The 19,945-nt window shown below is 66.9% G+C and carries 25 protein-coding genes; 15 read left to right on the plus strand and 10 right to left on the minus strand.

Annotated elements, in window-relative coordinates; translation table 11 throughout:
• Positions 1-193: 193 nt before the first annotated feature.
• The 4 genes from D577_RS14440 to D577_RS0111245 all read right to left on the minus strand — a co-directional run bounded on the left by D577_RS14440 (position 194) and on the right by D577_RS0111245 (position 3,404).
• Complete coding sequence (locus D577_RS14440; RefSeq protein WP_244263452.1) at positions 194-1,864, minus strand: hypothetical protein; 1,671 nt, start codon at positions 1,862-1,864, stop codon at positions 194-196.
• On the minus strand, positions 1,861-2,403 hold the full coding sequence (locus D577_RS0111235) for a hypothetical protein (RefSeq protein WP_018947570.1): 543 nt from the start codon (positions 2,401-2,403) through the stop codon (positions 1,861-1,863). Before D577_RS0111235 ends, D577_RS14440 begins: the two co-directional genes overlap by 4 nt.
• The gene (locus tag D577_RS0111240; protein WP_018947571.1) at positions 2,400-2,699 is read right to left on the minus strand and encodes a hypothetical protein; all 300 of its coding nucleotides are present in this window, start codon (positions 2,697-2,699) and stop codon (positions 2,400-2,402) included. Before D577_RS0111240 ends, D577_RS0111235 begins: the two co-directional genes overlap by 4 nt.
• A 198-nt stretch (positions 2,700-2,897) precedes the next feature.
• On the minus strand, positions 2,898-3,404 hold the full coding sequence (locus tag D577_RS0111245; RefSeq protein ID WP_018947572.1) for a hypothetical protein: 507 nt from the start codon (positions 3,402-3,404) through the stop codon (positions 2,898-2,900).
• A gap of 307 nt (positions 3,405-3,711) precedes the next feature.
• On the opposite strand from D577_RS0111245, the gene D577_RS0111250 reads away from it, so the two are divergent.
• The 6 genes from D577_RS0111250 to D577_RS0111275 are packed head-to-tail and all read left to right on the plus strand — an operon-like array spanning position 3,712 to position 8,396.
• Positions 3,712-4,290, plus strand: a complete 579-nt coding sequence (locus tag D577_RS0111250; RefSeq protein ID WP_026289032.1) for a YqgE/AlgH family protein — start codon at positions 3,712-3,714, stop codon at positions 4,288-4,290.
• A gap of 4 nt (positions 4,291-4,294) precedes the next feature.
• The gene (gene ruvX / locus D577_RS0111255; RefSeq protein ID WP_018869680.1) at positions 4,295-4,696 is read left to right on the plus strand and encodes a Holliday junction resolvase RuvX; all 402 of its coding nucleotides are present in this window, start codon (positions 4,295-4,297) and stop codon (positions 4,694-4,696) included.
• Positions 4,686-5,207 (plus strand): bifunctional pyr operon transcriptional regulator/uracil phosphoribosyltransferase PyrR, encoded by a 522-nt coding sequence (pyrR, locus tag D577_RS0111260; protein ID WP_018947574.1) that lies wholly within the window; start codon positions 4,686-4,688, stop codon positions 5,205-5,207. Before ruvX ends, pyrR begins: the two co-directional genes overlap by 11 nt.
• Positions 5,204-6,214 carry an aspartate carbamoyltransferase catalytic subunit gene (locus tag D577_RS0111265; RefSeq protein ID WP_018869678.1) on the plus strand — a complete coding sequence of 337 codons (1,011 nt, stop codon included), beginning with the start codon at positions 5,204-5,206 and terminating at the stop codon, positions 6,212-6,214. Before pyrR ends, D577_RS0111265 begins: the two co-directional genes overlap by 4 nt.
• On the plus strand, positions 6,211-7,503 hold the full coding sequence (locus D577_RS0111270; protein ID WP_018947575.1) for a dihydroorotase: 1,293 nt from the start codon (positions 6,211-6,213) through the stop codon (positions 7,501-7,503). The genes D577_RS0111265 and D577_RS0111270 overlap by 4 nt, the downstream gene beginning before the upstream one ends.
• Entirely contained in the window at positions 7,500-8,396 is an 897-nt protein-coding gene (locus D577_RS0111275; protein WP_018947576.1) for a dihydroorotate dehydrogenase electron transfer subunit, read from the plus strand. The genes D577_RS0111270 and D577_RS0111275 overlap by 4 nt, the downstream gene beginning before the upstream one ends.
• Positions 8,397-8,450: 54 nt before the next feature.
• Here the strand turns inward: D577_RS0111275 and D577_RS0111280 are convergent, their stop codons facing one another.
• The 3 genes from D577_RS0111280 to D577_RS0111290 form a co-directional block, all read right to left on the minus strand.
• Entirely contained in the window at positions 8,451-9,554 is a 1,104-nt protein-coding gene (locus tag D577_RS0111280) for a PilT/PilU family type 4a pilus ATPase (RefSeq protein ID WP_026289033.1), read from the minus strand.
• A gap of 61 nt (positions 9,555-9,615) precedes the next feature.
• On the minus strand, positions 9,616-10,788 hold the full coding sequence (locus D577_RS0111285) for a PilT/PilU family type 4a pilus ATPase (protein ID WP_018947578.1): 1,173 nt from the start codon (positions 10,786-10,788) through the stop codon (positions 9,616-9,618).
• 57 nt (positions 10,789-10,845) lie between these two features.
• Entirely contained in the window at positions 10,846-11,880 is a 1,035-nt protein-coding gene (locus tag D577_RS0111290) for a type IV pilus twitching motility protein PilT (RefSeq protein WP_018947579.1), read from the minus strand.
• Positions 11,881-11,989: 109 nt separating this feature from the next.
• On the opposite strand from D577_RS0111290, the gene D577_RS0111295 reads away from it, so the two are divergent.
• The 4 genes from D577_RS0111295 (at position 11,990) to D577_RS0111310 (ending at position 14,763) form a co-directional block, all read left to right on the plus strand.
• Entirely contained in the window at positions 11,990-12,688 is a 699-nt protein-coding gene (locus tag D577_RS0111295; RefSeq protein WP_018947580.1) for a YggS family pyridoxal phosphate-dependent enzyme, read from the plus strand.
• A gap of 27 nt (positions 12,689-12,715) precedes the next feature.
• Positions 12,716-13,537 carry a pyrroline-5-carboxylate reductase gene (proC, locus tag D577_RS0111300; protein WP_018947581.1) on the plus strand — a complete coding sequence of 274 codons (822 nt, stop codon included), beginning with the start codon at positions 12,716-12,718 and terminating at the stop codon, positions 13,535-13,537.
• A gap of 90 nt (positions 13,538-13,627) precedes the next feature.
• Positions 13,628-14,197 carry a YggT family protein gene (locus D577_RS0111305; RefSeq protein ID WP_018947582.1) on the plus strand — a complete coding sequence of 190 codons (570 nt, stop codon included), beginning with the start codon at positions 13,628-13,630 and terminating at the stop codon, positions 14,195-14,197.
• Between the two features lie 113 nt (positions 14,198-14,310).
• A complete protein-coding gene (locus D577_RS0111310; protein WP_026279470.1) occupies positions 14,311-14,763 on the plus strand; it encodes a DUF4426 domain-containing protein in 453 nt (150 codons plus the stop codon).
• 44 nt (positions 14,764-14,807) lie between these two features.
• Here the strand turns inward: D577_RS0111310 and D577_RS0111315 are convergent, their stop codons facing one another.
• Positions 14,808-15,473, minus strand: a complete 666-nt coding sequence (locus D577_RS0111315; protein WP_018947583.1) for a sulfite exporter TauE/SafE family protein — start codon at positions 15,471-15,473, stop codon at positions 14,808-14,810.
• Between the two features lie 15 nt (positions 15,474-15,488).
• Positions 15,489-15,983: a TerB family tellurite resistance protein gene (locus D577_RS0111320; protein WP_018947584.1), complete on the minus strand. Its 495-nt coding sequence runs from the start codon at positions 15,981-15,983 to the stop codon at positions 15,489-15,491.
• A 125-nt stretch (positions 15,984-16,108) separates the two neighbouring features.
• Here D577_RS0111320 and D577_RS0111325 point away from each other — a divergent pair, with 125 nt between their 5' ends.
• Together D577_RS0111325 and D577_RS0111330 are read left to right on the plus strand one after the other, a co-directional pair.
• Entirely contained in the window at positions 16,109-16,750 is a 642-nt protein-coding gene (locus D577_RS0111325; protein WP_018947585.1) for a 7-cyano-7-deazaguanine synthase, read from the plus strand.
• On the plus strand, positions 16,747-16,998 hold the full coding sequence (locus tag D577_RS0111330; protein WP_018947586.1) for a hypothetical protein: 252 nt from the start codon (positions 16,747-16,749) through the stop codon (positions 16,996-16,998). The genes D577_RS0111325 and D577_RS0111330 overlap by 4 nt, the downstream gene beginning before the upstream one ends.
• On the opposite strand, the gene D577_RS0111335 is transcribed toward D577_RS0111330, so the two are convergent.
• Complete coding sequence (locus D577_RS0111335) at positions 16,991-17,695, minus strand: HAD family hydrolase (RefSeq protein ID WP_018947587.1); 705 nt, start codon at positions 17,693-17,695, stop codon at positions 16,991-16,993. The two genes, D577_RS0111330 and D577_RS0111335, sit on opposite strands and share 8 nt — an antisense overlap.
• A gap of 31 nt (positions 17,696-17,726) precedes the next feature.
• On the opposite strand from D577_RS0111335, the gene D577_RS0111340 reads away from it, so the two are divergent.
• The 3 genes from D577_RS0111340 to cysQ are packed head-to-tail and all read left to right on the plus strand — an operon-like array spanning position 17,727 to position 19,944.
• Entirely contained in the window at positions 17,727-18,488 is a 762-nt protein-coding gene (locus tag D577_RS0111340; protein ID WP_026289035.1) for a hypothetical protein, read from the plus strand.
• 56 nt (positions 18,489-18,544) lie between these two features.
• Positions 18,545-19,096, plus strand: coding sequence for an ADP compounds hydrolase NudE (gene nudE, locus D577_RS0111345; RefSeq protein WP_018947589.1), 552 nt, complete (start codon positions 18,545-18,547; stop codon positions 19,094-19,096).
• Positions 19,093-19,944 carry a 3'(2'),5'-bisphosphate nucleotidase CysQ gene (gene cysQ / locus D577_RS0111350; RefSeq protein ID WP_018947590.1) on the plus strand — a complete coding sequence of 284 codons (852 nt, stop codon included), beginning with the start codon at positions 19,093-19,095 and terminating at the stop codon, positions 19,942-19,944. The genes nudE and cysQ overlap by 4 nt, the downstream gene beginning before the upstream one ends.
• Position 19,945 lies beyond the last annotated feature (1 nt).

The raw sequence follows: 19,945 nt of genomic DNA on the forward strand, positions 1-19,945 counted from the left end.
CAAATCTACGGCCAGGTGACAACGCAACCGAAGCCAGCCCACCGACACACCGATGCGCCTGGCGGGGCAACGCGCCGACGATATCGGAGCACAATGCGGCATTAACCGAAGCGGTGCTGCAGAGAGGACGACGATCCGTGAGGAGTCCATGGTTTATCCCTTTCCATGTTTGAAGAATTCGTAATCGGGGCCGTCAGGCTGCCTGGTCAATAAGCATATTGTGCGGGTGTTCACACTCCACCGGACGTCTGCCAGGGCTAAGGGGGCGCAGCGCCTTCGGGTTGCTCGGTCGCCCGGTACGTCGCATGCGGGCCCGATGCAGGTCATGCACCTCGCCATAGCCCTTCAGGTCGGGCAGGGTGGCGATGTCTTCCGGTACGTCCAGGCGCTCGCGCGCCTCGGTGTGGGCGGTGTCCTGGATGAACCACACGTCCGTGGCCTCGCCCTCGCGGCCGTCGGCCCATTCGAACCGGCCGATCTGGCGGTGCTCGTTGCCGTGCTCGTCCACGTAGGTGGAGTCCGAGTAGCCCAGATCGATGGAGCCGATGCCGACTTCGTCGAGGGTCAGCAGTTCACCATCATCCACCTCGCCGTTGCCGTTGGCGTCCTGCCACAGGCGCAGGTCATCCCAGGCCTCGTCGCCCGGGTCGATGCCGCCGTTGCCGTTGGTGTCGTGGATCGCCAGCGCCTCGAAGCCGTTCATGGCCGTCACGCCTTCCTCGATCTCGCTGGCATTGCCAAACAGCTCGCTCCCGGTCTCGATCTCCTCGTTCCCGGTCAGATCCATCGCCAGCAGCGCATCCTCCGGCCCCACCCAGCCGGTGGCCTGCGCAAACCCGTCGCCGTTGTGATCGAACTGCACCCCGGCCTCCAGGCCCAGCGTCGAGATGCCGTTGCCGTCCAGGTCCAGGATGATGGGGGAGGCGTGGGACTCGCCACGGTTGAAAAAGTCGCGCACGTCATCGATGAAGTCATCGGTCCAGTAGTCCCAGGCTGACTCCACTACACCCGCCGGGCCTCCCATTGCTTCGAAGAAGTCCGTGAGATCTTCCGTGGCACCGGTACCGAGGCGGTCGGCCCATTCGAATATGTCGGCCGCCTGGTCCACCGCTTCGCCGCGAAATTCCACAAACCATTCACGAGCTTGCTCCTGATGTTGGTTCGCCCATTCCAGCCCATCCGTTGCCAGGGCAACCAACTCATCCCCGGTTTTCGACAACCAATCCGCAGCCGACGTACCAAAATCATCCAGCCATTCGAACCCATCGGTCGTCACTCCGACGACCCCCTGGTAGCCTTCACCATACCAGTCCACAACCTCTCCGGCCTGCTCCTTCAGGTAAAGGCCAAGCGGTGTTCCCAGGGCAATACTCAGGCCCGCAGAGACCCGCTCATAGTGATCATGGGCCCAAAACCCGGCTGTCTGCGTGATTGGATTCCACGCCACAGAGTCCAGGAAAAAGGGATTCAAAGGTGGTGTCCCACTCGGGGTAAGAATGGAGGGAACCGCGTCTACCTCGGCAAGACGATCCACCGCCCACATACTACACTGCTCCCCATCCCCGTAGGCGACCAGCGAATACTCTGGTGGGTCATGCTTCTGAGCATGGATATTGTCCATCAGGTCATAATATTGGTCTTCCGAGAGCCAGATCGGCCCACTCCTACGAGTATAACTCTTCGCTTCATCTTCTTTCTTGACACGCCCCGGCCCCAACAAAACATTGGAGAAATCCGAGCCGTCCTCCGGGTGCAATCCCCACGCCTCCTCGGTTCCGTCCGCATGCCTGATTTGTAACCAGGTATGAAGCGTGTTGTGCTCAGTCTTTATACCTGTTCGAATCTCGACTTCGTACCCACTCATTGCTCACCTCCGATGTGAAACTCTAGCATTGGCTTAAATCTGGAAGGGAAAAGACCCAGGAATCTTGAATTCCTCCATTCCAGGTGATTCTCCTGGTAGACTACGATCCGGCACCCATCGACGGCCTCTCGCTCTGCGCGAAACTCAAGACACATCGCAATCAAATCGAGAAACGCTTGGTCGGGGATTTCTCGCCCGTTATATAGTCGAAGGGAAAAGAAGTTGTCGCGATATGCTCTAAAAATATAGGCATCCTCCTCTGCAGGTACGTCCCGCGCTTTCAAGCCACCATCCTCGTCGATGAACGATTCCGCCGCGTCCAGCCCATGCGAGCGGAGGATTGCGTTCGACTCAATGGACACATCCGCCCCAAATTCGGCCGGAAGGCGACCGGTACCCGCGGATACACTCTCCACCGTCCACAGGAACACAAAGAGCAGGGAGATGACCTTCAAGGTACCGGAGGCAGTCGCATAGACTGCGGACTTCGGCGGTAACGGGCTGAATGTCCGGGCTTCGTCGACTGCAGGCCCGCTCATAATTCGCGACCGGCATCCGGCATCAGGAAGAAAACGATCAGAACCACCCATGGCGACAGGTACCATGCGAGCATCACCGGCCCCTGCGCCATCAACGCACCTTCGGGCCGCCCCTGAAAGATCAGGGCCGCGAGGAAGATGCCGACGTTGGGCACCAGAACAATCGGAAGCAGCGCAAGAACGATCCATTTGAACTTTCTCCATCTTCGAACCTGGCGGGAAAACGCAATGATCACGGCGGGCGCGAGAAGGATGACGGCCATAACGCCAATAAGGATCAGATACCCGTAGATCATGCGCGATGCTTTCCATGTCCGGATTGACTGAAAGCGCATGTGCGCATATCAAGCGGTACCAACATCTTTCGCATCCGCATGCGTGGCGGCAGGTGCCGCCAGCGGGCACACATGCGCAAGTCCGAGGGGAGACCAGGTTCGGAACAATCAAGTGCGGGCGTCATACTCATTTCCTCCTTGAACGAAGACGGTCATTGGCTACGGGGAATCCTGCCCGCGAAATTGCATCACCAGCTCATCGAGCTCACGGTCAATCTCTCTCCAGTCGGGAAGGTATTCGAGGGAGAAGAGATACTCGAGCACGATGCCATGACTGAATGCGCTCTTTGCCCTGCAGGTGGGGAAGGGGACATTCTCGGGATCCGAGCAATAGATAACGGATGCTTCGGATTCATCGCGGGGAAGGAAACGGACACCAGCGCCCCGCAGCCCGGGGTCGGGCGGACCCGGATGGGGATGGCGGCGAAGGAAATGCCACGCCAGGGCCAGCGGCACGACGACGAAAGCCAGCAGAACCACGGCGACGAACGCGGCTTCGCCATACCGTGACTCCACAAGCCTGGCCACGCCGGTCATCAGCGCCGGAGGCACAGCCAGCACCGCGGCGGCGTAGAAGACCCGGGTGCGAATCGAGGCCCGCCGGCGTTCCGAGAGGATGCCGACCGCCGCCAGGAAGGCGATCGCGTAGGGAATCAGCCAGCCCATGGGGAGCCCCCGGGCTCACGGCCGTGCGCACGCGAGGTTGCCGCTGGAGCCGGCGGGCGAATAGCACCGCGCGACGCCCCCTTCGCCGATGGAAAATCCAGTGAAGTCGGCGCGGACCAGCAAGGCGCTACCAGCTTCGGTGTTGAACCGGAGACTGCATCGTTCCGTGACGAGTCCATGGTCAATCCCTTTCCATGTTCAGGGGTTAAGCATCGTCGGCGTCAGTTTGTCCTGTCAACAGCGGGTCGTGGCGGATCGCGGAATCCGGTGATTGATCGCAGACCGGCACAAGCCGATACTGGAACCCATGGATACCGCAAGCTCAGGCACTCTGGAATCGAGCCTGCGCGATCAGTTCCTGATCGCCATGCCATCCCTCAACGACGGGCTGTTCAGCCACGCCGTGGCCTACGTGTGCGAACACGACGCGGAGGGCGCGCTGGGGCTGGTGATCAACCAGCCAACGGAACTCACGCTGCGCGACCTGCTGCAGCATGTGGAGCTGGAGCCGGCCGACGATCTGCCGGAGCTGCCGGTGTTCCGCGGCGGGCCGGTACAGCCGGAGCACGGTTTCGTGCTGCATTCTTCGGAACAGCAGTGGCGCGGGACGCAGCCGCTCACCGATCAGGTCAGCCTGACCACGTCGCGTGACATCCTCGAGGCGATCAATGCCGGCAACGGCCCGGCGCGGGTGCTCATCACCCTCGGACATGCCGGCTGGGGGCCGGGGCAGCTGGAGAGCGAGCTGGGCGAAAACGCCTGGCTGACCGCCCCTTCGGATACGGGGATCCTGTTCGAGACGCCGCCGGCGGAACGCTGGACGCGCGCGGCCGAACTCATCGGCATCGACGTCAACCTGATCAGCTCGGCCTCCGGGCACGCCTGAACACGTGGCCTTTCTGGCGTTCGACTACGGGCGCCGCCGCATCGGCGTGGCGGTGGGCGAGCCGCTGACCGGTTCGGCGCGCGGTCTGGTCACGCTGGCCGGCGGGTCGCCGCCGCCGTGGCCCCGCATCGACGCGCTGGTCACGGAATGGCGCCCGGAGGGGTTCGTGGTCGGCTGGCCCACCCAGGCGGACGGCCAGGCGACCCCGCTGGGCCCGGCCATCCGCGAATTCGGCGCGGCGCTCGAAGCGCGCTTCGGCAAGCCGGTATACTGGTCGGATGAGCGCCTGAGCTCGCACCTGGCCCGCGACCGCAGCCGGTCGGGCCGCAACGACCCGGGGCTGGATGCCCATGCCGCGGCCGTCATCCTCGAAGGCTGGTTTCTGGAGAATGCCCATGACGCCTGAAGTCCCCACCCTGCTCGACGACATGGCCGCGCGGACCCGCGAGCTCCTCGAAGCCCGAGGGATCGAGGCCCCGATCGTGGTCGGCATCCATTCCGGCGGTGTGTGGATCGCCGAACATCTGCGCGAGCGCCTGGGCATCCAGCGTCCGCTGGGCAAGCTGGACATCAGCTTCTACCGCGACGATTTCTCGCGCATCGGCATGCATCCGCAGGTGCGCCCCTCGGAACTCCCGGAGGACCTGGACGGCGAACACGTGCTGCTGGTGGACGATGTCCTGTACACCGGCCGCACCATCCGCGCCGCCCTGAATGAGCTCTTCGACTGGGGCCGCCCGGCCTCGGTCTCGCTGGTCGTCCTGGTCGAGCGTGACGGCCGTGAACTGCCGGTGTGTGCCGCGGTGGCCGGGGCCCACATGGAGCTGGGCCTGGCCGAGCAGATCAAGCTGCGCGGTCCCGAACCGCTGAGCCTCGAACGCGTGGCGGTGGAGCCCCCGGAGGGCGCTGACGGATGACGGAGCTGCCCGCCGCGCACACCAGCCGCCTGCCCCAGCCCGGTCCGCTCCCCAACCGCCTGCAGCTGACCGACGAGGGGCAGCTGCGGCACATGCTCACGATCGAAGGGCTGAACCGCACGCTGCTGACGGAGATCCTGGATACCGCCGAATCGTTCGCCAACATGAACGAGAAGGCGGTGAAGAAGGTCCCGCTGCTGCGCGGCAAGACCATCGTGAACCTGTTCTTCGAGGCCAGCACGCGCACGCGCACCACCTTCGAGCTGGCCGCCAAACGGCTGTCGGCCGACGTGCTCAATATCAATGTCAGCACCTCGTCGGCAGTGAAGGGTGAGAGCCTGCTGGACACCCTGCGCAACCTCGAGGCGATGAACGTGGACATGTTCGTGGTGCGCCACGAGGAGAGCGGGACCGCGCATTTCATCGCCCGGCATGCGGCACCGGGGATCAGCGTGCTCAATGCCGGTGACGGGCGCCACGCCCATCCCACCCAGGCCCTGCTGGACATGTTCACCATCCGGCGGCACAAGGGCGATTTCACCAAACTGAAGGTCGCGATCGTCGGCGACATCCTGCACTCGCGGGTGGCGCGCTCGCAGATCCACGCCCTCAACATCCTGCAGACCGGCGAGGTGCGGGTGGTCGCCCCGCGCTCCCTGCTGCCGGCGGATGTCGAGCAGCTGGGCGTGCATGTGCACCATGATCTGGACAGCGGGCTGCAGGACGTGGACGTGGTCATCATGCTGCGCCTGCAGCGCGAACGCATGGAGCACGCCCATCTGCCCTCCGAGCACGAGTATTTCCAGCGCTTCGGCCTCACCGCCCGACGCCTGCAACTGGCCTCGCCCACCTGTCTGGTGATGCACCCCGGCCCCGCCAACCGCGGCGTGGAGATTGAATCCGCGGTCGCCGACGGCCCCCACTCGGTGATCCTGGAACAGGTGACCTACGGGATCTCGGTGCGCATGGCCGTGATGTCCATGGTGATGGGAGCCCACCAGTCATGAGCGTGGTGATCGAGAACGTCCGCATCCTCGACCCCGCAGACGGTTTTGATGCGGTGGGCGACCTGTGCGTCCAGGGCGAGGAGATCCTGGCCCGTGGCAGCATCCCGGAGGGCTTCGAGCCGCGCCGGCGCATCGACGGCAAGGGCCTGTGGGTGTTTCCCGGACTGGTCGATCTGGCCGCGCGCACCCGCGAACCGGGCGAGGAGCACAAGGCGACCATCGCCTCGGAGGCCCGCGCCGCGGCGCGCGGCGGTGTCACCACCCTGGTCATGCCGCCGGATACCCATCCGCCGGTGGACTCGCCGGCGGTGATCGAGCTGATCACCCGCCGCGCGCGCGAGGCCTGTGGCGTGCGGGTGTACGCCCTGGGCGCCCTGACCCACGGACTGGAAGGCCAGCAGCTGGCGGAGATGGCCGCGCTGATGCGCGCCGGTGCTCCGGGGGTCAGCAACGGGCAGCGCCCGCTCGCCAGCCTCCTGATCCTGCGCCGCGCGCTGGAATACGCCAGCACCTTCGATCTGACCACCGTGCTGTCGGCCCAGGATCCGGCCCTGACCGGCTCCGGCTGCGTGCACGAGGGCCCGGTGTCCACCCGCCTCGGACTCTCGGGCATCCCCGAGGCCGCGGAGACCGCCGCGCTCGGCGCGATCCTGGCGCTGGTGGAACAGACCGGGGCGCGGGTGCATGTCGCGCGGCTGTCCACGCGGCGGGGCGCGGAGATGATTGCCAAGGCGCGCAGCGACGGCCTCCCGGTCACCGCGGACGTGGCCGCTCACCAGCTGTTCCTCACCGAGGTTGACGTGGCCGAGTTCAATCCCGACTGCCACGTCATTCCGCCGCTGAGAAGCCAGCGCGATCGCGACGGGCTGCGTGCGGCCGTGGCCGACGGCAGCATTGCAGCCATCTGTTCCGACCACCAGCCGCACGAGGCCGACAGCAAGCTGGGGCCCTTCGCCGACACCCTTCCCGGCATCGCCGCGCTGGAAACCCTGCTGCCCCTGACCCTGCGCCTGGTCGAAGACGGACTGCTGAGTCTCGAACAGGCCCTGTCGCGGATCACGAACGGCCCCGCGGAGGTTCTGGGACTGGAACATGGCCGCCTGGCGCCCGGCTCGCGGGCGGATTTCGTGCTGTTCGACCCGGGTGCCCTCCATGACATCCGGCGGGAGCACTGGCTCAGCGCCGGGCACAACACCCCGTTTTTCGACTGGACGTTCGGCGGCGAGGTCCGCGAGACCTGGGTCGCCGGACGCCCCACCTGGAGCCGCCCCGGCGAGGACGACGCATGAATCCGCAGCACCCGCCGCATCGCGGCACCCTGTTCGAGGAGGCCGCGCGCATCCTGTCCCACGAGGATGCCGGAAGTGGTCAGTGGATCCTGCGGGTGGAGGCCCCGGAGTGTGCACGGCGCGCGCAGCCCGGGCAGTTCGCCCACATCCAGTGCTCGCCACGCCTGCCGATGCGGCGGCCGCTGTCGATCCAGCGGGTCAACCCCGATGCCGGCTGGGTGGAATTCCTGTACAAGACGGTGGGCGACGGCACCCGGGCGCTGGCGGAACAGCCGGTGGGCCGCAGCCTGCAGGTGCTGGGACCGATCGGCCGGCCGTTCACGCTGCCCCCGGAGCGGCCGCGGCGCCTGCTGCTGGGTGGCGGCGTCGGCATCCCGCCGATGATCTTCCTCGCCGACCGCCTGCGCCAGCAGGGCGAGGCGGGCACAACCCGTGCGATCCTGGGGTCCGAGGTCCCGTTCCCGTTCCGCCCGCGGCCATCGCAAGTGCTGTGGCCGGGGCTGCCGGACGGCGCCATCGGCACGCTGCCGCTGCTGGAAGACTGGGGGATCTCGTGTCGCCTCACCTCGAAGGCCGGAATTCCGGGGGCGTTCGACGGCTTCGTCACCGACCTCGCGCGCGCCTGGCTGGACGGACTGGACCCCGCCGAACGCAGGGAGGTGGAGATCTTTGCCTGCGGGCCGCACCCGATGCTGGAGGCCTGCGCGGAGCTGGCCGCGGAATTCGACCTGCCCTGCCAGGTGTCGCTGGAGGAATTCATGGCCTGCGCGGTGGGCGGCTGTGCCGGCTGCACCGTGCCGGTGCGCACCGGGGAAAGCGTGGCGATGAAACGCGTCTGCGTCGACGGCCCGGTGTTCGCGGCCGCCGACGTCTTCCCCGAACCGGCCCCGTAAGCTTCCTCCCCGGCTCGGATCGGGGCCGGAGAGGACAACGGGGCCCGCGACAGACTATTCGGGCGGCTTGAGCTCTTCCTCGCCACCTTCCTCGGCGGCCCCCACGCCCCCGCCGAAGTTGAGCTTCCACTCGAGGTTGGCGCGCGAATCGGCCTTGCTCAGGGCCTCGTTCAGCATCACGTTGCCCGACTTGAAGAGCTTGACGATCGCCTGGTCGAAGGTCTGCATGCCGACCGAGGCCGACTTCGCCATGATCTCCTTGATTTCGCCGATCTCCTCCTTGTGAATCAGCTCGGAGATGTACGGCGTATTCACCAGCACCTCCAGTGCCGCCACCCGCGAGCCATCCTTCTTCTGTAGCAGGCGCTGGCCGATAATCGCGCGCAGGTTCAGGGACAGGTCCGACAGGATCTGCGAACGGTGATCCTCGGGGAACAGATTGATGATGCGGTCCAGTGCCTGCGAGGCATTGGTCGCATGCAGGGTGGACAGCACCAGGTGCCCGGTATCGGCGTAATTCAGGGCCGCCCGCATGGTCTCGCGATTGCGGATCTCCCCGACCATGATCACGTCCGGGGCCTCGCGCATGCCCTCCTGCAGGGCGTGTTCGTAACTGGGCGTGTCGATTCCGACCTCGCGCTGGCCGATGATCGCCCGCTTGTGCTGGAACAGGAATTCGATCGGATCCTCGACGGTCAGGATATGCCCGGTATCGATGGTCAGGCGATGGTCGATCATCGCCGCCAGCGTGGTCGACTTCCCGGTACCCGTCGAGCCGACCACCAGCACCAGGCCGTCGCGGTAGGTCATGAACTCCTTCAGCACCTCCGGCAGCCCCAGCTGGTCGATGGTGGGCACGGAGCTGCTGATAAAGCGGATGACCATCGCCACTTCGCCGCGCTGGCGATAGACGTTCACGCGGAAGCGGCCCAGCCCCTCGCGGGTGAGGCCGAAATTGACCGCGGTCTCTTCGTCGAAGATCCGCTCCTGATGGTCGTTCATCATCTCGCGGGCAATGCCCTCGGTCTGCCCCTGGGCCAGTGCCCGCCGCGCGATGGGCTGCAGCACGCCATCTACCTTGATGGACGCCGGCGCCCCGGTGAGAAAAAACAGGTCCGAGGCCGATTTCTGCGCCATCAGCTTGAGATAGGGCTCGATCTGGAGCTGGCGCTTCGCGGGTTCACCGGCGGCCGTACCGTCGGAACCGGTGTTCTGTGCTTCAGCGGACACGGAATTCCTCCGGATCGTCTTCCACCGCAATGCCCTCGCCGGTGTCGGCCACCGCCGGGGCACCATCGCGCCGTGCGCGCTCGCTGTCGAGCTTGATGCGCAGGCGCAGGTCGTTCACCGAATCGGCGTTGCGCAGGGCCTCGTCGTAACTGATCTCGCCGCTCTCGTAGAGATCGAACAGCGCCTGGTCGAAGGTCTGCATGCCCTGCTCGCGCGAGCGCGAGATCAGCTCCTTCATGTCGTGCACCGCACCCTTGAGCATCAGATCCGCCATCAGGGGAGTGTTGATCAGGATCTCCACCGCCGGCACACGCCCCTGGTCATCCTCGCGGCGCACCAGGCGCTGCGAGACCACCGCCTTGAGGTTCAGCGAAAGGTCCATCAGCAGCTGCTCGCGCCGATCTTCGGGAAAGAAGTTGATGATGCGGTCCAGCGCCTGGTTGGTGCTGTTCGCATGCAGCGTGGACAGGCACAGGTGCCCGGTCTCGGCGAAGGCGACCGCGTAATCCATGGTCTCGCGGTCGCGGATCTCGCCGATCAGGATCACGTCCGGCGCCTGGCGCAGCGTGTTCTTGAGCGCGATCTGGTAGTCGTGGGTGTCCACACCGACCTCGCGCTGGGTCACGATGCTCTTGCTGTGCTGATGCACGAATTCGATCGGATCCTCGATGGTCACGATGTGGTCCGAGGCAGACCGGTTGCGGTGACCGATCATCGCGGCCAGCGAGGTGGATTTGCCCGAGCCGGTCCCCCCGACAAAGATCACCAGGCCACGCTTTTCCATGGTGATCTCTTCCAGCTGCGGCGGCATGCGGATGTCCTCGAAGCGCGGGATCTCCGAATTGATCACGCGCATCACCATGCCGCTGCTCCCGCGCTGGGTGAAGACGTTCACGCGGAAGCGCGCAATGCTCGCCAGGCCGACCGCGAAGTTGCACTCCTGATTGCGCTCGAATTCAGCCGACTGCTTGTCGTTCATCATCGCCCGCACCAGCGCCTGGGTGTGCGAGGGCGTGAGTTTCTGCTCGGTCAGCGGGACCACCTTCCCGTCAATCTTGGCGGCCGGCGGCATCCCCACGGTAATGAACAGGTCCGACCCGCCCCGGTCCACCAGGGCCTTCATCAGGTCGTGCATGTACTTGATCGCCTTGTCACGATCCATGGGCATCCTCCGATTGGCGTGGCCGCCCCGCCGGGCGACCACGGCGATGGCTCGGTTTTACAGGGCGTCGGGGTTCACGGCCTTGCGGCGGGCATCCTCACGGCTGACCAGCCCCTGGGCCAGCATGTCCTTCAGGCACTGGTCGAGGGTCTGCATGCCGGTTCCGGCGCTGGTCTGGATGGTGGAATACATCTGCGCGATCTTGTTCTCGCGGATCAGGTTCCGGATGGCCGGCGTCCCCAGCATGATCTCGTGACCCGCAACGCGCCCGCCGCCGATCTTTTTCATCAGGGTCTGCGAGATCACCGCACGCATGGATTCCGACAGCATCGCGCGCACCATGTCCTTTTCCGCAGCCGGGAAGACGTCGATGATGCGGTCGATGGTCTTGGGCGCCGAACTGGTGTGCAGCGTGCCGAACACCAGGTGCCCGGTCTCGGCCGCGGTCAGCGCCAGACGGATGGTCTCCAGGTCGCGCAGCTCGCCGACCAGGATGGTGTCGGGGTCCTCGCGCAGGGCCGAGCGCAGGGCCTCGGAGAAACCGTGGGTATCGCGGTGCACCTCGCGCTGGTTCATCAGCGACTTCTTCGACTCGTGCACGAATTCGATCGGGTCCTCGATGGTGAGGATGTGCCCGTAGTCGTTCTCGTTGCGGTGGTTGACCATCGCCGCCAGCGTGGTGGACTTACCCGAACCGGTGGGGCCGGTCACCAGCACCAGCCCGCGCGGGTAGTTGGCGATGTCCTCGAAGATCTTCGGCGTGGCCAGGTCTTCCAGGGTCAGGACCTTGGAGGGGATGGTCCGGAACACCGCCGCCGCGCCGCGGTCCTGATTGAAGGCGTTGACACGGAAGCGCGCCAGCCCCGAAACCTCGAACGAGAAGTCCGTCTCCAGGAACTCTTCGTAGTCCTTGCGCTGACGGTCGTTCATGATGTCGTAGATCAGGCCCTGCACTTCCTTGTGCTCCATCACCGGGACATTCACCCGGCGCATGTCGCCATCGATGCGCACCATCGGCGGCATGCCCGCGGAGATGTGCAGGTCCGAGGCCCCGTTCTTGACCGAAAACGCCAGCAGCTGCGTGATATCCATTCAATCCCCCGTTGTTCCGGGCCGCCGCGCGCTCCGTCCGTGGCGACCGTGGATGGCGCCGATAAAGACACCACTTCTGATCATGTCTTCAGGACTATATCATAGGCCAATGAGCACGCCAGAAGCCGCCCTCGAACGAGTTCACGCCCGCATCACGCAGGCCTGCCACCGTGCCGGCCGTCCGCGGGATTCCGTCCGCCTGCTGGCGGTCTCCAAGACCCGCGATGTCGCGGAAATCCGGGCCCTGCACCGCCTCGGCCAGACCGCTTTCGGGGAGAACTACGTGCAGGGGCTCATCGACAAGCACGACGCCCTGGAGGCACCCCCGGAACCGGCCGGGATCGAATGGCACTTCATCGGCCCGCTGCAGAGCAACAAGACCCGCGCGGTGGCCGAACGCGCGGCCTGGGTCCACACCCTGGAACGCGAGAAGATCGCGCGACGCCTGAGCGAGCAGCGCCCCGAACACCTCGGTCCACTGCAGGTCTGCATCCAGGTCAATGTCTCCGGCGAACCGCAGAAGGCCGGCGTGGAACCGGACGCCCTGCCGGCGCTGGCGGACGCGATCGCCGCCCTGCCGCACCTGCATCTGCGCGGCCTGATGACCCTGCCGGCGGCCGAAACCGACCCGGAACGCCAGCGCATCCCGTTCGCCCGCCTGCGCGAATTGCGCGACGACCTCTGCCGTCGCGGCCACGAACTCGATACCCTGTCCATGGGGATGTCGGGCGACCTCGAAGCCGCCATCCTTGAAGGTGCGTCGCTGGTGCGCATCGGTACCGACCTGTTCGGCCCGCGTCCCGCCTGAATCCACCCCTTCTGCACCGGAGTCCGCATGCCCCAGCATTCCCGCGAAGTCGCCTTCATCGGCGCCGGCAACATGGGCGAGGCCCTGATCCAGGGGCTGGTCGACAGCGGACGCGCCGCCGACCGCCTGGCCCTCGCCGACACCCGCCCGGAACGCGTCGAAGCCCTGCAAGGCCGCTTCCCCGGCCTGGGCGCCGGCAGCCCGGAAGAACTCGCCGGCGACACCGGCATCCTGGTCCTGGCGGTCAAGCCGCAGACCCTGCCCGAGGTCGCACCGACGCTGCGCGACGCAGTGGCCAGCGGCGACCCGCTGGTGGTCTCCGTGGCCGCCGGGGTCACCACTGCCCGGCTGGGCGAATGGCTGGGACCGCAGGCGCGCATCGTACGGGCCATGCCCAACACGCCCGCGCTGGTGGGCGCCGGTGTCACCGGCCTGTTCGCCGGGCCCGGCGTGGGCGAGGAAGACCGCCGGGCCGCAACGGCCCTGATGGAGGCCGTCGGCCGCGCCCTGTGGGTGGAAGACGAAGAACTGATGCACGCCGTGACCGCGACTTCCGGCAGCGGTCCGGCCTATGTCTTCCTGATCATCGAGGCCATGCAGGCCGCCGCCGAGGAGCTGGGGCTGCCGCCGGAGACGGCGCGCGAACTGACCCTGGGCACCCTGGCCGGCGCCACCCGGCTGGCGGCCAACAGCCCCGAGGATGCCGCGGAGCTGCGCCGGCGCGTCACCTCGCCCGGCGGCACCACCGAACAGGCCCTCAACGCGCTCGAGCAGGGCGATCTGCGCGGCCTGCTGCGGCGCGCCATGCAGGCGGCGGCGGCACGCAGCGAGGAACTCGGCCGCGGCTAGGGAAACACTGATCATATCCCTTGGCTTCCCGACAACCCTGGAGGAAAATACGCGTCTTCATTCGCGCCGCGCAGACCGCCAGGAGCCAGCATGAACCCCGGAGCCATGACCACCGGCCAGGAGATCCTTAACTTCCTCATCGGCGTTGCCTTCGGCATTGCCATCATCCTGCTGATGCTGCGGGTCATCTTCGGGCTGGTGCGGGCCGACTACCGCAACCCGATCTCGCAGACCATCCTGATGCTGACCACGCCGCCGCTGAACCTGCTGCGGCCGATCATCCCCTCCATCGGGCGCGTCGACACGGCAGCCATCGTGCTGATGGTCGTCCTCAAATTCCTGGAACTGTGGCTGCGCGTTGCCGTACTGGGCATGGAAGCCGACCCGGTGATTCTGCTGCTGGTGGCCATACGCGAACTCCTGATCACTGCGATCTGGGTATTCATCATCGCCCTGATCGTCGAGGTCGTGATGAGCTGGGTGCAGGCCGGCGGCGGGGGCGGCTATAACCCCATCGCGCGGCTGGCGGCCGACGTGAACCGCCCGATCCTGGGCCCGCTGCGGCGCATGCTCCCGTCCACCGGGGCCATCGACTTCTCGCCGATGATCGCCCTGGTCGGACTGTATATCCTGACCATCATCGTGCGCGGCATCTTCTGAGATCCGGCTGCGCAAATCACGTCAGACGGACTAGACTGGAATCAGGGGCGGAACCCGCCGCCCGGCTCCGGTATGGATCCCGGGGCATGGTTCAAGCGAATGAGGAGTCCGATATGACAAGAGTGCAGCGTGTTCTCGGTGGCGTCGTCTCGATCGTGGCCGCCCTCGCCCTCGGCAGTTCGGTGGCGAACGCGAACGAGACCGGGTTCGACGATCACGTGGTCTATTACAACGTCATCAACACCACCTTCCTGTCGCCCGAAGTCGCGCGTGCCTATGACGTCCGTCGCAGCAGCAACCGTGCAATGATCAACGTCACCGTCATGGAACGCACCGATGACGGTCTGCAGGCCGTCTCCGCCGATGTCAGCGGCAACGCGGTCAACATGAATCAGCAGTCGCGCAGCCTGCGCTTTCGCGAGATCGAGGACGGCGACGCGATCTACCACCTCTCGGAAATGACGGTGCGCGCGGGCGAAGAAATGACCTTCAATCTGGAGATCACGCCCGCGGGGTCGGACGAGGTCCTGCCGATCGAGTTCGAGCAGAAGTTCTACGTCGACTGAAGTCCGTGCCCGGGGCGGGGCTGCACCCGCCGCTCCGGGCCGTTCTAGACCAGCAGAACCACCAGCATCCCGACCCCGTACAGGGCGATGGCCGCTCCCGCGACCCGGCGCACCCAGGGCCGACGCACGAAACCCGCCAGCTTCGCCGCGAACACCCCCATCAGCAGCAGGTTGGGCAGCGTCCCCAGCGCGAACGCCGCCATCAGCGCCGCACCCTCCAGCGCGCCGCCGGCGCTCAGCGACCAGGCCAGCACGCTGTAGACCAGACCGCAGGGCAGCCAGCCCCACAATCCGCCAACCACCAGCGCCTGCCCCGGATTGCGCACCGGCAGAAAGCGCCGGCCCAGCGGCTCGATGCGCCGCCACAGCACGCCGCCCACCTGCTCCAGGCGCGCCAGCACCGGCCACCACCCGGCGATGTAGAGTCCCAGCAGGATCAGGAAGATCGCGGCCACCACCTGCAGGATGGTCTGCCCCGCGGGCAGCCCCCCGAGCAGCGTGGCACCCAGCCACCCCGCCAGCGCCCCGGCGATGACATAGCTGGTCATGCGGCCGATGTTGTAACCCAGCAGCAGCGGCCACACCGGGCCACGGCGCCCGGCATGCCCCATGGAAATGGCCCCCACGATGCCGCCGCACATCCCGAGGCAGTGCACACCGCCGAGGATGCCCACCGCGGCGGCCGCCAGCAGCGTACCCGGATCAGCCATGATGTCGTGCGACCGTCATTCCCGGCCGCCCTGTTCTTCCGGTGCCTCGCCGCGCTCCTCCAGCACCGCCAGCTTGGTGCGGATGAACGTGGCATGCGGCACGTACAGCAGGTCCGCCAGCCGCCGGATCACCGCCTCCTGGCGCTTGTGCAGTTCGTCGTTGGCCAGCGCCGAGCGCCACAGGCCTTTCATGATCGCCGCCTTCTGATCGGCATCGAAGGCAGCGTTCACCTCGCGCACCACCGGATGCAGGGAGACCAGCGCATCGCTCTTTTCCCGTGCGATGTCCAGCAGGGCATCGGCCGCCTCGTCGTCCAGTCCGAACATCTCGACCAGGTTGGCGCGCACGGTCTCCAGCTCCGCATCCACCAGCTGGAAGTCGGCCCGGCACACCTCCATCATCAGCGCGGCCGCGGCGCGCTGCAGGCGCTCCTGTTCGTCGCCGGTCTCGCTGTCACTGCGTTCGGCGCGCATCAGCTGCTGCCAGCGCGCCCGCAACTGCTCAATCATCGTCTGTCTGCTCCCGGTGAAGTCCCATCAATGAGGCCACGACCATGCCCCCGGGTTCCGCGGCTCCCACCCCGTCCCCGTCCCGGTCTCTGGCGACGTTCCCGCGCGGCGCATAATTTGTAGCCATGAACCCGGAACCCGACCTGCTCCTGCTCTCCGGCGGTGTCGAAAGCGCCGCCCTGCTGCGCCGGTGGTGCGCCGAAAACCGCCCCGTCATCGCCACCTGGGCCGACTATGGCCAGCGCAATGCCGCGCGTGAGCGGGCCGCGGTCCTCGCCCTGGCCGAAGCCGAGGGCGTGCGCCTGGAAACCGTGGAAACCGGGGCCCTGCGCGAGGCGTTCACCCGGCGTTCCGACTGGGTCGGGCATGTCCCGCTGCCGCAGCGCAATCTGCTGATCCTGGCGCTCGCGGTCAATCTGGCCCAGCACCACGGTGCCGGACGCATCCTGCTCGCGCTCAACCGCGAGGACGCCGGGCACGGTCCGGGCAGCCGCGCGGCCTTCCTGCAGGACTTCGGCTCGCTGGCCGCCCGGCTGGTTCCCGGCCTGTCGGTGGCCGCCCCGCTGCAGGAACTCGGCAAGGCCGATATCATCCGCCGGGGCGGACAGGACGGAGTGCCATGGCGCCTGACCTGGAGCTGCCTGCTGGGTCAGGAACGCCATTGCGGCCGCTGCCCCCAGTGCCACGCCCGCCAGGCCGCCTTCGCCGCGGCCGACGTCCCCGACCCGACCGACTATCGCGAGCCACCCGGACCACGGACACCATGACCGAAGAAACCCCGCGCCACATCCTCGAACGCCTGGAAATCGCCATCCTGACCGGCGAAACCCTGCAGCTGCACTGGGCCGGGCCCGATGCCGGGCCCGATGCCGGCCGCGCCTGGATGGGTCGGGTTACCCCGCACGAGGTCACCGCGGACGACCACGGGCATCACTGGCTGGAAGGCACCTGCGAGGGCGAGACCGTACACATCCGTCTGGACCGGATCCGCAACATGCCCACGCCGGTCAAGTGAGCCCGTCCAGCAGATCCGAAAGGTCCTCCAGCAGCGCCCACTCGTCGCTGTTCATCGGGGCACCGCGCTCGTCCGGATAGCGCATCCCGCGCAGCTGGCCAATACCCGCCTCGCGCGCGCTGGCCAGGGCATGCAGGTTGTCATCCACCAACAGGGTCCGGGCCGGATCGTGCGGAGCGACAGCCTGCAGCCGCTCCCAGAAGACCGTCTCCTCCTTGGCACAGAACAGCTCGTGGGCAGAGACGATACGGTCGAGATGGTCCCCGATCCCGGTCAGGCGGTGCTTGAAGGCATACACCTCCGGATGGGCGTTGGTCACCAGCACCCGTTCCCGCCCGCTGGCGGCGATCCGGTCCAGGACCTCGACGGCGTGCGGCTTGATGGCCACGTGATGGGCAAGCTCGCGCTTGAGCGCGAGCACGTCGAGACCGGTGAAATGCGTCCAGTGGTCGACGCAGTACCACTCCAGCCGCCCGCGCACCCGCTGCATCTCGTCTTCCAGCCGCCGGCGCGCGCATTCCGGGTCATCGGGCTGGCAGCGCATGTATTCCTGCGGGATCAGCTCCCCCCAGAACCGGTTGTCGAAGTGCAGGTCCAGCAGCGTGCCGTCCATGTCGAACAGCACGGTATCCACCCGCGACCAGTCCACCGGCGCGGCGGGCGTCTCGGGATTTTTCGCGCGGGTCTGCGAGTCCATGAGATGTGGGGAAGCAACGACGGGATTGACGATGCACAGAATAACCGAAACACGAATGGCACGCGGACCCGGCGCGATTGCGACGGGGCTGATCCTGGCCCTGGGCGGCGCCCTGGCGACGGCACCCGCCATGGCCATGGACCCGGATGACCCGGACTACGACCCGCTGGAGGACGACAGCCTGTGGGAGGACGGTCCCCCGGGCCCCGGTCAGGTGGACCCCGAGGACGCCCAGACCACCAGCCCCGAACTGCGGATCTACGCCGAGCCGCCGGCAGAGCGCGACACACCGCTGCATCACCACGACAACCACCTGACCCTCGACGAAGACAGCCTGAACGACGGATGGGTGCGGCTGCGCCAGTGCCACAGTGGCCTGGCCGAGATCAGCCGCATGTCCATCGTGTACAATGAGCCGAACATCCGGGGCCTGCGAGTGGCCAGCGCCGACGAGGTCGAAGATGCCTGGGCCGAGGACGACCGGGTCGTCGTCATCGGCGTCACCGAGGCCTCGGAGCTGTGTGTCGAAGCCGAGATGCGGGTGGTCGAGAGCCGGGGCAACGGCGAGTACGTACTGGAGAACGGGCCGTTCATGCGCCGCTTCCTGGACGGCTACTTCCCCATGCGCGTGACGCTCACGCTGTCCTGGGGCGATCTGGACCTGACGCTGGAAGACACGGCCCCCGAACGACAGCCCGGCGTGGACGTCCGGGGTTTCGAGCACGGCATGATCCTGGATACCACCTTCGAAGGCGAGCTGGAGACCCGGATCCGACTGAGCCGCGACGAGTGACCCGCGTCCGGGGAGCAGCCTGTCTGCCCCCGGACGCCCCGACCGATGGACCCGCAATGAGCCGCGACAAGCCCGCCGTCCACGAACGCCGCACGGTGGCCCGAAGCCGCCTGTTCGAAGTGGAGGAGCTGGACCTGGAATTCAGCAACGGGGCCCATGCCTGTTTCGAGCGCCTGGTCAGCCGCGGCAACGGGGCCGTGATCATCGCCCCGGTACGCGACGATGGCCATGTCCTCCTGATCCGCGAATACGCCGCCGGCACCCACCGCTACGAACTCGGCCTCCCCAAGGGGCGCATGGAGCGCGGGGAGGAGATCATCGCCGCGGCCAACCGCGAGATCATGGAGGAGGTCGGTTATGCCGGGCGCCGCCTGACGGCGATGGGCAGCCTGACCGTGGCCCCCGGCTACATGAGCCATCAGACCCATCTGGTCCTGGCCGAGGACCTCTACGAGCAGCGCGCCGAGGGTGACGAACCCGAGGCCATCGAGGTGGTGCCCTGGCCCCTGGATGCCCTGGAGGAACTGGTGCAGCGCGAAGACTGCACCGAGGCCCGCTCCATCGCCGCGCTGTACATGATCCGGGAACACCTGAGGAGCCGCCCGTGACCGAAACCGCATCCGTTGCCGTGCCCGAAGGCGCGGCCCTGTCCGCCCTGCTCAACGAGGTCGGCACCGTGGCCGAGGACGCCGGCCGCGCGATCCTCGAGATCTACGAGACCCGCTTTGCCGTCACCGAGAAGGACGACCGCTCGCCGCTCACCGAGGCCGATCTGGCCGCCCATCGCGTGATCAGCGACGGCCTGCGCGAGATCGCCCCGCAGTGGCCGGTGCTGTCGGAGGAAGGCCAGGACATCCCGTTCGCCACCCGTCAGGACTGGGACACCTACTGGCTGATCGACCCGCTGGACGGCACCCGCGAATTCGTGAAGCGCAGCGGCGAGTTCACCGTCAACATCGCCCTGATCCACAACCACGAACCGGTGCTGGGCGTGGTCTGGTGCCCGGTGCTGCAGCGCCTGTATGCCGGGCAGATCGACGGCGAAGCCTTCCGTCGCGACGGCGACGGGCCGCGCACACCCATCCGCGTGACCGCGCCGCGCACCCGGGAGGAGGCGGTTCGCGTGGCCGGCAGCCGGTCGCACGGCGCCGAGCGACTGAACGCGGTGCTGGAACGCATCGGACCGCACGAGCTGGTGAGCCTCGGCAGCTCCATGAAGCTGTGCCTGGTGGCGGAAGGCAGCGCCGACATCTACCCGCGTCTGGGACCGACCTCGGAATGGGATACCGCCGCCGCCCACGCGGTGGTGCGCGCGGCCGGCGGCCGCGTCACCGATCTGGAAGGCAACGAGTTGCGCTACAACACCCGCGAGAGCCTGCTCAACCCGGAATTCCTGGTCTGCAATGGCGACCCGGCCGACTGGCTCGCCCGCCTCGGACTGCCGGACGCCGCCTGAC

The sequence above is a fragment of the Thioalkalivibrio sp. AKL17 genome (genome assembly GCF_000377885.1).
Classification (GTDB): Bacteria; Pseudomonadota; Gammaproteobacteria; order Ectothiorhodospirales; family Ectothiorhodospiraceae; genus Thioalkalivibrio; species Thioalkalivibrio halophilus.